The organism is Paenibacillus filicis (assembly GCF_038070315.1).
Taxonomy (GTDB): Bacteria; Bacillota; Bacilli; order Paenibacillales; family NBRC-103111; genus Paenibacillus_G; species Paenibacillus_G filicis.
In genome coordinates, this window is the sequence record NZ_JBBPCC010000010.1 from 190,447 (window position 1) to 204,079 (window position 13,633).

12 protein-coding genes and 1 pseudogene are annotated in these 13,633 nt (G+C 58.8%); 12 read left to right on the top strand and 1 reads right to left on the bottom strand.

Features of this window, described 5'->3' with window-relative positions:
* The first annotated feature begins 4 nt into the window (after positions 1-4).
* The 4 genes from WMW72_RS16875 to WMW72_RS16890 all read left to right on the top strand — a co-directional run bounded on the left by WMW72_RS16875 (position 5) and on the right by WMW72_RS16890 (position 4,342).
* Positions 5-1,741: an FAD-binding protein gene (locus WMW72_RS16875; protein WP_341416690.1), complete on the top strand. Its 1,737-nt coding sequence runs from the start codon at positions 5-7 to the stop codon at positions 1,739-1,741.
* On the top strand, positions 1,729-2,040 hold the full coding sequence (locus tag WMW72_RS16880) for a 2Fe-2S iron-sulfur cluster-binding protein (protein WP_341416691.1): 312 nt from the start codon (positions 1,729-1,731) through the stop codon (positions 2,038-2,040). The genes WMW72_RS16875 and WMW72_RS16880 overlap by 13 nt, the downstream gene beginning before the upstream one ends.
* A gap of 67 nt (positions 2,041-2,107) precedes the next feature.
* Positions 2,108-3,067 (top strand): PhnD/SsuA/transferrin family substrate-binding protein, encoded by a 960-nt coding sequence (locus tag WMW72_RS16885; RefSeq protein WP_341416692.1) that lies wholly within the window; start codon positions 2,108-2,110, stop codon positions 3,065-3,067.
* A gap of 84 nt (positions 3,068-3,151) precedes the next feature.
* The gene (locus WMW72_RS16890) at positions 3,152-4,342 is read left to right on the top strand and encodes an LLM class flavin-dependent oxidoreductase (RefSeq protein WP_341416693.1); all 1,191 of its coding nucleotides are present in this window, start codon (positions 3,152-3,154) and stop codon (positions 4,340-4,342) included.
* A 168-nt stretch (positions 4,343-4,510) separates the two neighbouring features.
* Here the strand turns inward: WMW72_RS16890 and WMW72_RS16895 are convergent.
* A pseudogene (locus tag WMW72_RS16895) lies at positions 4,511-5,212 on the bottom strand (Rpn family recombination-promoting nuclease/putative transposase); the annotation flags it as partial.
* Between the two features lie 178 nt (positions 5,213-5,390).
* Between WMW72_RS16895 and WMW72_RS16900 the strand changes: the two are divergent.
* The 8 genes from WMW72_RS16900 to WMW72_RS16935 all read left to right on the top strand — a co-directional run bounded on the left by WMW72_RS16900 (position 5,391) and on the right by WMW72_RS16935 (position 13,621).
* Positions 5,391-6,650 carry a DUF445 domain-containing protein gene (locus WMW72_RS16900; protein WP_341416694.1) on the top strand — a complete coding sequence of 420 codons (1,260 nt, stop codon included), beginning with the start codon at positions 5,391-5,393 and terminating at the stop codon, positions 6,648-6,650.
* Between the two features lie 52 nt (positions 6,651-6,702).
* Positions 6,703-7,065: an ArsR/SmtB family transcription factor gene (locus WMW72_RS16905; protein ID WP_341416768.1), complete on the top strand. Its 363-nt coding sequence runs from the start codon at positions 6,703-6,705 to the stop codon at positions 7,063-7,065.
* A 171-nt stretch (positions 7,066-7,236) separates the two neighbouring features.
* Positions 7,237-8,046, top strand: a complete 810-nt coding sequence (locus WMW72_RS16910) for a sugar phosphate isomerase/epimerase family protein (RefSeq protein WP_341416695.1) — start codon at positions 7,237-7,239, stop codon at positions 8,044-8,046.
* A gap of 36 nt (positions 8,047-8,082) precedes the next feature.
* Positions 8,083-9,225, top strand: coding sequence for a Gfo/Idh/MocA family protein (locus WMW72_RS16915; protein WP_341416696.1), 1,143 nt, complete (start codon positions 8,083-8,085; stop codon positions 9,223-9,225).
* 22 nt (positions 9,226-9,247) lie between these two features.
* Positions 9,248-10,471 carry an MFS transporter gene (locus WMW72_RS16920; protein WP_341416697.1) on the top strand — a complete coding sequence of 408 codons (1,224 nt, stop codon included), beginning with the start codon at positions 9,248-9,250 and terminating at the stop codon, positions 10,469-10,471.
* Positions 10,446-11,792 carry an ABC transporter substrate-binding protein gene (locus tag WMW72_RS16925; RefSeq protein ID WP_341416698.1) on the top strand — a complete coding sequence of 449 codons (1,347 nt, stop codon included), beginning with the start codon at positions 10,446-10,448 and terminating at the stop codon, positions 11,790-11,792. Before WMW72_RS16920 ends, WMW72_RS16925 begins: the two co-directional genes overlap by 26 nt.
* A gap of 90 nt (positions 11,793-11,882) precedes the next feature.
* Positions 11,883-12,770 carry a carbohydrate ABC transporter permease gene (locus WMW72_RS16930; protein WP_341416699.1) on the top strand — a complete coding sequence of 296 codons (888 nt, stop codon included), beginning with the start codon at positions 11,883-11,885 and terminating at the stop codon, positions 12,768-12,770.
* Positions 12,770-13,621: a carbohydrate ABC transporter permease gene (locus tag WMW72_RS16935; RefSeq protein ID WP_341416700.1), complete on the top strand. Its 852-nt coding sequence runs from the start codon at positions 12,770-12,772 to the stop codon at positions 13,619-13,621. Before WMW72_RS16930 ends, WMW72_RS16935 begins: the two co-directional genes overlap by 1 nt.
* Positions 13,622-13,633: the final 12 nt, after the last annotated feature.

The following is a 13,633-nucleotide window of genomic DNA, read 5'->3' on the forward strand; positions in this document are numbered from 1 at the left end:
ACAGATGAAGCCATTGCAAATCTCCGCCGATGTTCTGGTTATCGGCTCCGGCGCAGCCGGGATGATGGCTGCGCGAGCGGCTGCGGATGAAGGCGCCCGCGTGGTCCTCGCTGACAAAAGCCTCGTCGGGCGCGGAGGCGCGACGATTCTGGCGCAGATGACGGTTGCGGTCGCGCTGGGGGACGCCGAAGAGGACCATCCGGATCTTCATTTCGAGGATACGATGAAGGGAAGCCGGGGGATGGCCGATCCGGACATCGTCCGCGCGATCGTAGACCGGGGGCCAGAGCTCATCCTGGAGACCGAGCGCTACGGGGTGAAATGGGCACGTACGCCGGACGGCAAGCACGCCCAGGTGGTCGCGCCCGGGCACTCGCGCCAGCGCTGCGTGTATGTGGATATTTTGAATACAGGCGGGGCCACCTCCGCTGGTCTGCGCAAAGCGATCTGGAAGGACGAGGCGATCCAGCGGCTGAAGAACGTGATGATCACGAAGCTGGTCGTAACGGACGGCGTGATCGTCGGCGCCATTGGCTTCGCGATGGAGCAGTTCCGCCCGGTCGTGATTGAGGCCCGGGCCGTGATCCTGGCTACCGGCGGACTGACTGAGCTCTACGAGCGCAGCAGCGCCTCGGCCAATATGACCGGAGATGGGTTTATGCTGGCGGCGGAGGCGGGAGCGGAGCTGCGGGATCTGGAGATGGTCCAGTTTTTCCCGATCGCCCATCTGTATCCCCCGCTCGTCGGGATCGACCCGATCATGTGGGACCCGTTCCGCTACAAGCTGGGCGGGCGGCTGCTGAATGGCCACCTGGAGGAATTTATGGACCGGTACAACCAGGAAGTCTCCGGGCAGTACACGGCGGCTAGAGACCAGACGACCTTCGCCATCTTCAAGGAGGTGGAGGCGGGACGAGGGACACCTCACGGCGGCGCTTATCTCGACTTCCGTATGGTGCCGGAGGAGAAGCTGAAGGAAGCGTTCGGCCCGGTCATCGGCATCCTTCAGAGCCAAGGGGTCGATTTGACCCGGGATATGGTGGAAGTCGCGCCGATGGCTCACTTTACGATGGGCGGCATCCGGGTCAACACGCGGATGGAGACGACCGTCCCAGGCCTATTCGCCTGCGGCGAGCTGATCTACGGCATGCACGGGGCGAACCGCTTGTCCGGCAACGCGATCACGGAAGCTCTCGTCACCGGACGCATTGCGGCGGAAGCCGCGTCCGGAATCGAGCGCAGCGCAGTCCCAGACGGCCTGCTGGCCGCTGAGCTGGAGCAGGAGCTGGAGCGGCTGGAGCGGCTGTGGCATCCGCGCGAGGTGGACCAGGATGAGGCTTCTATGCTGGCGGTGAAGCATGAGCTGAGGAAGCTGATGTGGGAAGGGGCCGGGCCGCTGCGCACGGAGGGCAGCCTGAACCGCGCCGCAGAGCGGCTGGTGGAGCTCAGTAGCCGGGCCGAGGGGATCGCCTTGGCCAAGCAGGCGTACTATGCGCTCGCGCTGGTGGAGAAGCTGGAGGTGCAGCATATGCTCAAGCTGGGAGAGGCGATCATCCTCGGAGCGCAAGCCAGACGGGAGTCGCGGGGGGCACATGTGCGTCTGGATTACGAGCAAGCTTATGAGACCCCGGTGAGCACGAGGTTTAAGCTGGGTTCAGGCCGCCTGTGGGCGATGGACGAGTTGCCATTGACTGCATCTACATCATCCGGGGAAGGGGATCATGAACCATGTCGAACGTAACCTTGCATATCGTCCGCGGTGATGAGCAGACGGGAAGAACCGTCGAGGATTACCAGGTGCCTTACCGGGAGGGTATGAGTCTGCTGGATGCCGTGATCTGGCTTCGGGAGCATCAGGACCCTGCATTGGCCATCCGGTACTCCTGCCGCTCAGCCAATGCCTGCAAGGAGTGCATGGCTGTCGTCGATGGCAAGCCCGGCTATCTATGCAGCCTTCGGGCCGTGCCGGACTCGGAGGTACGCCTAGAGCCCCTGCCGAGCCTGCCCTGGATCAAGGACCTGGCTACTGCCTTGGAATAAATGAAGTTCCCGCGCCCATATCAAGCGCCGGGAATATGCAAGCGATCATCGCAAAGGGGTGCTGACGATGGAAAAAGCCTTAACGATCGCCATGTCGGAAAGCGATCGCACTCAGAAGATCATGTCGGGACAGGAGAAGCTGCCGTCCTTCAAGCTGGAGCCTCAGCAGGCGACGGTGGAGGAGATTTTCGTCAAGCAAATTTCCGAAGCTGCGTACGACGTGGCCGAGCTGTCGCTGTCCTCCTATCTTATCGCGCTGGGCCGGGGGGAGCGGCGTTTGACGGCGATCCCGGTGTTTCTATCCCGGTCCTTCCGTCACAATGCGATCTATGTCAGAGCGGATAGTCCATGGACGCATCCTTCCGAGCTGAAAGGCCGCCGCTTCGGATTTCCGGAATACCAGATGACGGCGGCTGTCTGGGTGCGCGGTTTTTTCCGGCATGAATGGGGTGTGGCCGGCGAGGATATGACCTGGTTCACCTACCGGGATGAGCGGGTGCCCATCCCGACGCCCGCACACCGGGGCTCCGGCGACGATATCTTCGAAGCGCTGCTGCAAGGGGAAGTGGATGCGATCATGACGGCCCGTCGTCCTCCGTCCGCTTACTTTCCCGCTTCGGGAGAAGGGGGCCGGATTCGCCGGCTGATCCCCGACGTCTGGGGGGCGGAGCGGGAGTATTACCGCCGTACCGGTATTTTCCCAATTATGCATCTGGTTTCGTTAAAGGAAGAAACGGTCCAGGAGCATCCCAAGCTTCCACTGCAGCTCTACAAACAGATGCTGCAGCGGAAGGACGAAGGGATCGCCCAACTGCTGGAGACGATCAAAAATCAAACCTCCGCCCCCTGGGTGTGGGAGTCTGCTGAACAAAGCGCCAAGCTGATGAACGGCGATATGTGGCCGTACGGCATGAAGGCCAACTGGTCTCAGATCGAATTGTTCATGTCTTACCTGCAGGAGGACGGCCTGCTGGACCGCGGGCTAACCCCGGAGCAGATCTTCCACCCGTCCGTGCTGCATACGTAAGACCTGGCGTGTGAGGGCTGGCGAAGGAATCGGATCATCTCCAGCCTGTGCCGCTGGAGGAGATTAACGAAGGGGATGGAACTTATGCCTACAACCAACCATGACGAGCCGTTTCTCTGGACGCCGGAGGAACCGCAGCATCACCCGGACAGTCCGCTGTCCCGAGCCTTCGCCCAGCCGCTGATGCTGGGCTTGTTCCTGCCGCTGCAGACTGGAGGCTGGTCCCAATCCACGCTGCCCCGTAGCACGGACTGGACGTTCGATTACAATGCCAGGCTGACTCAGCAGGCTGAGGCGCTGGGGTTCGACGTGGCCTTTGGACTGTCCCAATGGCTGCCCAAGGGCGGCTTTGGCGGGGAAACCCGCTACCGTGAAAATTTTCTCGATCCGTTCGTATCCACGACGGCGCTGGCCGCTGTGACGAGCCGTATTTTGCTGCTGGGCACGATTCACATCCTGTACGGCCCATGGCATCCAATGCATCTGGCGCGTTTCCTCGCCACGGCCGATCATATCTCGCAGGGGCGGTTCGGAGCGAACATTGTGACCGGGTATGCGGACAACGAGCCCCGGATGTTCGGGTCGACCCGCGCCGCTCATGACAAGCGTTACGTGCAATCAGCCGAATTCATCCGCATCTGCAACGCCCTTTGGGCCGGTCATGACAATCTGACCTACCAGGGGGAGTTTTATTCGCTGGAGCAGGCTTATGTGTCGCCGCGTCCGCGCTACGGCCGCCCGGTGCTGGCCTCTGCTTCGGGATCGCCCGCCGGGTTTGACTATGCCGGTCGGTACTCGGATATTGTATTCATCTCCAGTCCGGCCGGGGAGAAGCTGGCCGAGGCGCTTCCCAAGCTGCCTGCGCATGTGGCGGCTGTCAAGCAAGCGGCAGCCTCCCACGGCAGGCAGGTGCGCGTCATTATCAATCCGACGATCATCGTGCGTCCGACCCGCGAAGAGGCCTTCGCCTACTATCAGGCGATCATGGATCATGCGGACATCGAAGCGATCCGCAGCTTCTCCGCCCGCCACGCCGCCGGCGACAGCCAGTCCTGGCTTGAGCACTCGGCCAGAGGCCGTGCCGTCGGAGGGCATCTGCACATCGTCGGCTCGCCGGAAGATGTGACGGAGCAGCTGAAGCAGCTGCATGCGACCGGCGTGGACGGCATCCAGATCACGTTCTACGATTATGAGCCGGAGCTTGCGTACTTCGGCGAGAGCGTTATTCCTTTGCTGGAGCAGGCTGGGCTGAGAAGGCCAGTGCTTCCTTTGTAGCGCTTGCTGTGTGGCAGGACACAGTTCTGAGACGAAAACCTCTGCATCCGCAAGAAAAGGACCTCGGCTTTCCGCTTTTAGACGGGGTCGGGGTCCTTCAAGTTGGCATGATTTGGGCTAATGAGCAGCAAACGAATTTAAGGGCTCGGCCGCCTGATTATAGGTTGCTTATTTGGGCTTCGCTAGCTCGCGTATTTCTCGCTCGGTTAGCCCGGAGGCTTTGGCGATGACGGATATTTCCACGCCAAGGCTCAAAAGCTCGGAAGCCATTTGTAGGGCTTTCTTCAGCTCACCTAGCTCTATACCGCGTTCTAGACCCCGAGCCTCCCCTTCGGCTAGAGCTCCCTCAATCATGGAAGCTTCATCGTGCAGATACTTCTGCCGATCTTCGTACAATCGGCGGGCTTCCTCATCCTGACTGAGAAACTCCAAGGTATCCATAGCTTTTTTTAAGACAGGCTCGTTCATCGTCAGCACCTCCCAGTTCGATTTATCGACACCCTTCAGAAAGAGGAGCCAGTTTACTAAACCGCCGCTTTGAACCGGAACAGCGTGGTGATCCAATTTGGGAAGCTCCAGAACATGTAGCTCTAAATCATCGACGAGCGGAATGCCGCTGCGATCTTCTCGTAAATGAAACACGCTGTGGTATTGATCGTTCGGGAGGATGGAATAATTCAGAATATGGATGGCCACACATTTTTTCAGAGTTTTATAGGACTGGCCCTCTTGCAACCGTCCGCTGTAAAGCTTACTCCAATAAAACAGCGTTCGTTTCTCTGTATCGTACTTATTGAATAATTGCATCTCTACATGGATCAGTTCGCCTTCCGAGGTTTTGCCTCGGATATCCAAAATCGAATGTCTGTCTCCGTTCCCTATCCATTATATCACGAGGCTGATTCTTTAGACACTTGGGGAGCAGGTCAGTCGCCCCTGGCACCGCGCTTCACGCTCCGCTCGTGATACTCCTATTGAAAAAGTGGCATCCTACCAGTATGATGGATTTCAGACAACATAGGAGAGATGCAGGCGGGAGGAGAAGGGTATGACAAGCAAGAAAGGGAGAGCGGGCAACACGGCGGTGATTTCACTGATCGCGATGTTTGCGGGATTCGTGCTGACGATTCCGTGGGCGTCGAGCATTCCGTGGGTGCGGTTTTTGCAGAGCGGCTTCGAGGCGGGGCTGGTCGGGGGCTTAGCCGACTGGTTCGCGGTGACGGCGTTATTCCGGCATCCGCTGGGCATCCCGATCCCACATACGGCGCTGCTACCGAAAAACCGGGAGCGGGTCACCGAGGCGCTGGTCAACACCGTACAGAACGAGCTGCTGAGCAAGGAGAGCCTGACCGCCAAGCTGGAGACGCTGCAGATCGGAGAGCGCTTGCTGGAGCTGCTGGAGCGGCAGCTGGGCACGGAGCAGGCCAAGACGGCACTGATCCGGCTGATCGAGACTGTGCTGGAGCATATACCATGGGATGAGGCGGCGAAGCTCGCCGACCGGGAGATCAAGCGGTACGCCGCAGAGCTCGACGTATCTGCGCTCCTGCAGGCTGGGATCGGGCAAGCGGTCGCACGCGGGTATGACGAGAAGGCCCTGAACGGACTGCTGGATCTGGTCTACGATCTGGTCAGCCGTAACGATACACGCAACCGGCTGGGCGCACTGGCGATGAATGCCGTCTCGCAGATGAATACGGGGGGCTTCATGTCCTTTGCGCTGAATGCCTTCGCCGGCTTCGTGAACGAAGAGAAGCTGGGCAGCATGATTCAGGAGCAGCTGCTGCGCGAGGTTATCCGGCTGAAGCAGGAGCAGGACGGCAACCGCCGCTGGGTGCTAGCCGAGCTGCGCAAGGCTCTGCAGTCCTTCGGCCAGACCGGGGAGCAGCGTGAAGGGCTGGAGGCATGGAAGATCAGCCTGCTCGAGGGCCTGGACCTGACGGATCGGGCGGCTCACGTGCTGGAGGGCATCCGGGAGCGGCTGACGGCGTTTATCCGAGAAGAACGGTTCGCGGATGAGCACCTGGTTCCTTACCTGACGCGTGCTCTGCATAAGCTGAGGTCGGATGAGACGGCGATGGCTAACATCGAGACGTTTATCCGCCAGGGGCTGACCCGCTGGATCTCGGATAACCATCATCTGATCGGCAAGCTCATCCACGAGAACGTCGACAAGTTCGACAACGCGACCCTGATCTCCCTGATGGAGGATAAGGTCGGCAAGGACCTGCAGTGGATTCGGGTGAATGGGGCGATCTGTGGATTTTTGATCGGTCTCGTCTTATTCGGGGTTCGAGCCTTGTTCTAAGGCGTGTTATACTGGAGGTAAACCGGAAGCAGGAGAAAGGGCGGTGTTCGAGGTGAACCACATCGTGCAAGAGCAATGCGACGATACCTGTGAGGGGACGCATCCGCTATCGGAGCTGAAACGCAACCTGATCGGGGAGTCCACGGCGGCGGGACTGGCCGATATCTTCAAGGCGCTGGGAGACCCGACGCGGGTCAAGATCATCCACACGCTGCTTCAGCAGGAGCTGTGTGTGCATGACATCACCCAGGTGCTTGATATGGGGCAATCGGCGGTATCCCACCAGCTCCGCTATCTGCGCAACCTGCGGATCGTGAAGCGCCGCAAGGAAGGCAAGACCGTCTATTATTCGCTGGATGACGAACATATCGAGCAGATTTTCGTTCAGATGCTTCAACATATGAAGCATGCATAAGGTTTAGGCCCGTCTGGGATTCCAGGCGGGCTTTTTGCTGCTTCCGTCCTGGGTCCGAAGAAAAATACCCCTCGATCGAAGAAATGAACACCTGCCGGAGTGAGAGGACCCTTCGCTATAATCAAGGTATCAAGACGCAAGACAATCCGCTGGAGGCAGGAGGAGAGCAGGTTGAACATCTCAATAGGGGGCTATTCGTTCAACAATCTGTATTTGGAAGGCAAGATGGATGTGTTCGGTTATCTGGAAACGGTCAAGTATCGGTACCGGATGGATGTGGTTGATCTCTGGAACGGCTTCTTCATCGACCGGAGCGCTACGCCGATCATGACGCTGGCCGACGAAAGCTATATCCGCAAAATCCGCGAGGCGCTTGACGAGAAAGAGATGAAGGTCGTCAACTTCGCGATCGACGGGGCGCATATCTGGGACCCGGACCCGGACATGAGACAGAAGCTGTACGAGAATGCGCAGCTGCATCTGCGCGCCGCCGAGATTCTCGGGGCACAGACCGTCAGGCTGGACACCGGCGGCAACTACAAGGAAGCCGAGCCGCTGAACGACGAGCAGTTCGAATGTATCGTGACCCGGTACCGGGAGTATGCCCAGCGCGCGGCGGATTACGGCTACAAGATCGGTCCGGAGAATCACATGGGCGCCTCGCTGCTGCCCAAGGAGATGAAGCGTTTGGCGGAAGCCATCGATCACCCGGCTTACGGCATCCTGCTCCACATGAACCGCTGGCGTGCTGATCAGGAGGAAGGGGACTCGATCGTCGCGCCATGGACGATTCACACCCATTTTGACGCGGGCACCGCGTCCGCACCGGATGCTGTGGAACAGATTCAGATGCTGGAAGCGGCCGGATATGACGGTTACTGGGGCATCGAGTATAACGCTCCGGGGAACCAGTACCTGGAGATGGAGCTGCTGATCGGCAAGGTCAAGAAACTGCTCTCGGATGTTCAAGCTGCGAAATAACGAGGCATTTACCCGACGAAGGAGGCAACACGAGCTATGAGTAACCAAGAGAAAGCCCCTGTGCGCATCGGCATCATCGGGGTCGGACAGATCGGCAAGATGCACCTGGACCGCTACCGGGAGATTCCTGGCGCGCAGGTCGTAGCGGCCTGCGATGTGAACGGAGCGGAGGCGGCGCGCGTGGGGGAGCTGTACGGCATCCCGCACACGTACACGGACTTCCGCCAGCTGTTGGAGCGGGACGATATCGACGCGGTCGATGTGTGCCTGCATAATAACTTTCACGCTCCAGTGACGATCGAGGCGCTCCGCGCAGGCAAGCATGTCTACTGCGAGAAGCCGATTGCCGGCTCGTATGCAGATGGCAAGGCGATGCTGGAAGCGGCGGAGGAGACCGGACGGCTGCTGCACATCCAGCTCAGCACGCTGTATCGCAAGGAGACGAAGGCGGCCAAGACGCTGATCGACGGAGGCAAGTTAGGCAAGCTGTACCATGCTCGCTCCACCGGCTTCCGCCGCCGCCATCGTCCTTATGTCGACGGGTACGGCACTCCGTACTTCACCCGTAAGGAGACCGCCGCCGGCGGCGCGCTGCTCGACATGGGCGTCTATCATATTGCCCAGATGCTGTACCTGCTGGACAATCCGCAGGTGAAGCGCATCTCCGGCAAGGTGTACCAGGAGATCGAGATGCTGGCGGAGCGCCGCGAGCTGAGCGGTTTCAACGTGGAGGAGCTGGGACTTGGATTCATCAAGTTTGCCGGCGGGCTGACGCTGGACCTGATCGAAGCTTGGGCGGTGCATAGCGGCAGCTTCGAGGGCGGCTCGGTCTTCGGCTCGCTGGGCGGTGTCCGACTGCCGGCTGAGGGGCCGGGGGGCCAGAAGCAGCCGTTTAGCTTCCACCGGACCGAATCCGACATGGATTTGGATAGCACCCTCGATCTCGACCTGATGGATCTGCGCTGGCACCGCATCCGGGAGAACGAGGATGCGTACGACTCGTCGCAGCATCACTGGATCGCCGCGCTGCAGGGCCGAGTGCCGCTGCTGGCGACCGCAGAGATCGCTCTGCAGACCATGCTGATCAGCGAGGGCATTTACCTGTCCGACGCCCAGGACCGCGAAGTTACGGCCGACGAGGTGGCGGCGCTGTCCGTCTCCCAGGCCGTTACGGTCTAAACCTGCAAAGGAGTTTTGCCTCATGGCTTCAACGTCCGAAATCTTGGAGCAGCACAGCGGGGTTCGTTCGGCCGGCACGATCAAGGGGTTCCACTTCTTCGTCTACGGCGCGATTGCCGTCTACAGCACGTACTTTCCACTGTATCTGCAATCGATTGGGATGTCCAAGATTCAGATCGGCGCTCTGCTGGCCGGCGGCCCGTTTATCTCCATTTTGGCCAATCCGTTCTGGGGCTACTGGAGTGACCGGCTCCGCAACTTGAAGCGGATGCTGCTCTTCATGCTGATCGGCAATCTGATTGTCATGCAGGCGGTGTTCCAGCTCGGCAGTATCCCGTTCATCTACGGGGCGATGCTTCTGTTCTTTTTCTTCCAGATGCCGCTCTTCTCCCAGACCAACGCGCTGATTCTGAACAGCATCGAGGGGACGAAGCAGAAGTTCGGGGCCTTCCGCATGTGGGGCTCCCTCGGGTGGGCGCTGCTGGCGGTCGCTAGCGGACCGGTGGTGACCTGGGTCGGCGTGAATCGGATGTGGCTCGTCTACAGCGTGCTGATGCTGGTGTCCATCGGTTTTGCTCTGGCACTGCCTGGAGGGGAGAGACGCAAGAAGGAAGTATTTTCAAATGCCGGATACGGCAAGATATTTACGAATCGTCCGTTTCTGATCCTTATCATACTCGGGGTGCTGATCTCCGTACCGAATTCCATGAATACGACGTTTGTCACGATTTATATCTCCGAGCTCGGCGGCAAGGAAACGCTGATCGGCTGGTCGGCCTTCCTGTCCTCGATCTTCGAGATTCCGATTTTTCTGCTGCTGGACCGTTACCTCAAGAAAAGCATCGGCAACCTCGTGGCGGGCCTCATTATCGTCAGCGGACTGTTCGTGCTCCGCTGGGTGCTGATGTCCGTCGCGGTTGATCCGTACCAGGTGATCTGGATACAAGGGCTGCACTGCCTCACCTTCGGAGGCTACTACTATATCGGCACGCAGCTGACCGCGATGCTCGTCCCGCCCGACTACCGCTCAAGCGGCCAGGCGGCGTACGCGCTCACCTGGGGAGGACTTTCCGGCATCGTAGCAGGCCTGGCCGGCGGCTGGCTGTTCCAGGAGGCGGGGCCCGTCACGATGTACCGCATCGCAGCAGGTATGGCTTTGCTCGGTATTCTAGGCTTCATAGGCATGTTCCGCATCGTCAATCAAAAGGGAGGCTACTCACATGAAAAAGAAAACGTTAGCCGCTAGCTCGTCCGTCGTTTTGTCCGCCGCTTTGGTACTCAGCGCTTGTGGCGCTACCGATTCGTCCAAGGGAAGCTCGGCCCCCCAGGCAGGGAAGCCGGCTCAAGCCAAGGAGTTCGAGGTGTCGTTCCGCCACACGCAGATCAAGGATAATGCGAAGAATCGAATGGCGATGTTCATGGATGTGCTCAAGGAAGTGGAAGGCAATGTGCCCGGTCTGAAGTTCGTTCCCGAGGGCGTGGACGGCACGGTCAACCGCCAGACAAAGCTGAAGGCCGAGTTCGCCGCAGGCAGCCCTCCCAAGATCTTCGAGGTGTTCGGCGGAAGCGATACGCGGAACTTCGTGAAGACGGGCAACATGCTTGATATTACGCCGATCATCGAGGAGCTGGGGCTCAAGGACAAGCTGATCGACTTCTCCGAATTTACGGTGAATGGCAAGATCTACGGGCTGCCGATGGCCGGCTCGGTTCAGGGCGTGTTCTACAATAAGAAAATCTTCGCCGATCTCGGCGTCGGCGTGCCGAAGACTTGGGACGAATTCCTGGCGATCTGTGAGAAGGCGAAGGCGAAGGGGATCACCCCGCTGACGCTCGGCGCGATCGACGCCTGGAGCCTGAACATGATCCCGAGCACGGTCATGGTGCGGCTGGGCGGACCGGAGGTCGTGCAGGGCTTCGTCACCGGCCAGACGAAGTGGACCGATCCGGAGGTGGTCAAGGGCTTCGAGATGGTCGAGAACCTGATCAAGAAGGGCTACTATACGCAAAATGCGCTCGGGCTGAAATATCCGGAGGCGCAGGCCAAGTTCGCCAGCGGCGAGGCGGCCATGGCCTTCGACGGCAGTTGGGCCAACGCGACCTACGCCGACCCGTCCAAGTCTTCGATCGTGGACAGCCTGGGCTTCTTCAACTTCCCGAACCTTGGCGGCAAGGGAGACAACATGGTGAATGGAGCGTTCTCCAACGGCTTCGGCTTCTCGGCCAAGGTCGACGAGAACGAGAAGAAGGCGATCAAGGAATTTATCAAGGTGTTCTTCAGCGAGAAGTATCAGAAGCGCCAGCTGATCGAGGACGGCTACTTCCCGGCGATCAAGCTGACCGACATGAGCGGCGTGAAGCCGATCATTCAGGAAATCAACAAAAGCATCGACGGCTTGAAGCTGTTCCCGGCCTTCGACTCCATCGTGCAGCCTAAGATCAAGAGCGATCTCGAAGCCGGCATGCAGCAGGTGCTTGGCGGCAAGACCAATATGAAGGCTATGCTGGAGAAGCTGCAGCAGTCTCAGGAGACCGAGAATAAGAAAAGCGCCGAGCAGGCGAAGTAAAGGATTCGCATCCCAGGAAGCGGACGGCAGAGCCGTCAAGCGGCGGCCCCCGCTTCCTGCCATCATTTCCCCATCCGGAGGCGAACGAATGTGACCAAAACCTTAAAAAACCCGGTGGCTTACCTGCTGTTTATCGTACCCACCCTATTGTTTTACGTGATTTTCTACCTGTTTCCGATGTCCACAATTATCCGCTACGGCTTCTCCGAATGGGACGGGCTGACGGAGCCCCGCTACAACGGGCTGGATAACTTCGTCAGAGCGTTCACGGACGAGGAATTTCTGAAGGCGCTGGTCAATAACCTGTGCTTTACCGGTTTTGCCGTCTTCGTGCAGATTCCCGTCATTATCATCTTCGCCATTTTGATCTCGGAAGTTCGCCGGTTTCACGGCTTTTATAAAACGACGTTTTTCCTGCCCAGCATCTTGTCCACGCCCGTCGTCGGAGTGCTCTGGTCGTTCGTCGTCTTCCACCCCGATATCGGACTGCTCAACTATGTGTTCCGTTCGCTCGGCTTGAACAATTGGGCGCATGCCTGGCTGGCCGAGGACAAGTTCGCCCTGCTGTCGATTCTTGTAACCAACGGCTGGCATTGGGTCGGATTTTACGTGGTGCTCGTCCTGGCTGCGATCTACGGCATCTCCAAGGAAATCTATGAAGCCGCCGAGATCGACGGCACAACCCGGATGCAACGGGCGTGGTACATAACGGTACCACTGATCCGTCCGATCGTATCGGTCATTCTGCTTCTGTCCATCGCAGGTTCCTTGAAGACGCTCGATGTCGTCATGGTTATGACCAACGGCGGCCCGGCAGGTCTCACCGAGGTAATGGCCACCTATATGTACAAGGTCGGCTTTCAGTTCTCAGAGGCTGGGTATGCGAACGCACTCGGGATGCTGATCTTCGTATTCACTTTGCTGCTTACACTGATCAGCAACCTGCTTACAAAAAAATTGGAGGATGTGGAGAGCTGATGTCGAATAAAAGAGGAGCGGTACCTGTTCTGATTCACGGCGTCTTGATCATCTACGTGCTCCTGACGTTGTACCCGCTGTTTTGGGCGCTGCAAAACTCGTTCAAGCGGCATGTGGACATTATCTCGTCCCCCTTTGCCCTGATCAAAAATTTTACATTAGTCAATTACGTAGATGCCTGGTACAGTTCCAAGGTAAGCGTCTATTTTGTCAACAGCTTGCTGGTCAGCGCGGTATCCAGCACGGTGACCGTCGTCCTGGCCGCCATGACCGCCTATGCGCTGACACGCATGCCGTTCGGCCGTATGAACAAGGTCGTCACTTCGATCCTGCTGCTCGCGATTATGATTCCCGGCGCGACGCTGCTCGTGCCGCTGTATACCTTTATCCGCAACTTCCAGCAGTACTTCGGGTTTCCGATCTATGATACGTATCTGTCGCTGATTCTGCCGTACATCACCTTCGGACTATCGATGTCGGTCATCGTAATCCGGGCCTTCATGGCCGCACTTCCCCGAGAGCTGGAGGAGGCGGGCGTCATGGACGGGCTGAAGGTGTACGGCGTGTTCTTCCGGGTCGTGCTCCCGCTGTGTATGCCTGCGCTGGTCACGGTATTCATCATTAGCTACCTGGGCAACTGGAATGAGTTCATCATGGCGAACCTGCTGATCTCCAAGGAGCAGCTGCGCACGCTGGCCGTCGGAACGGCCGCCTTCAAGGATATGCTGAACACCAACTACGGAGGCTTGTACGCCGCCGCGATGTACAGCGTCATTCCGGTCATTATCCTGTATATGTTCCTTCAAGATCAGATCATCGAGGGGCTGACCTCCGGCAGTGTGAAGGGGTAGGCCAGACACCAG

Coding starts and splice junctions, on each gene's coding strand:
- WMW72_RS16925 (WP_341416698.1), top strand. CDS start 10,446: ATGAAAAAGAAAACGTTAGCCGCTAGCTCGTCCGTCGTTTTGTCCGCC.
- WMW72_RS16935 (WP_341416700.1), top strand. CDS start 12,770: ATGTCGAATAAAAGAGGAGCGGTACCTGTTCTGATTCACGGCGTCTTG.
- WMW72_RS16880 (WP_341416691.1), top strand. CDS start 1,729: ATGTCGAACGTAACCTTGCATATCGTCCGCGGTGATGAGCAGACGGGA.
- WMW72_RS16890 (WP_341416693.1), top strand. CDS start 3,152: ATGCCTACAACCAACCATGACGAGCCGTTTCTCTGGACGCCGGAGGAA.
- WMW72_RS16900 (WP_341416694.1), top strand. CDS start 5,391: ATGACAAGCAAGAAAGGGAGAGCGGGCAACACGGCGGTGATTTCACTG.
- WMW72_RS16920 (WP_341416697.1), top strand. CDS start 9,248: ATGGCTTCAACGTCCGAAATCTTGGAGCAGCACAGCGGGGTTCGTTCG.
- WMW72_RS16875 (WP_341416690.1), top strand. CDS start 5: ATGAAGCCATTGCAAATCTCCGCCGATGTTCTGGTTATCGGCTCCGGC.
- WMW72_RS16885 (WP_341416692.1), top strand. CDS start 2,108: ATGGAAAAAGCCTTAACGATCGCCATGTCGGAAAGCGATCGCACTCAG.
- WMW72_RS16915 (WP_341416696.1), top strand. CDS start 8,083: ATGAGTAACCAAGAGAAAGCCCCTGTGCGCATCGGCATCATCGGGGTC.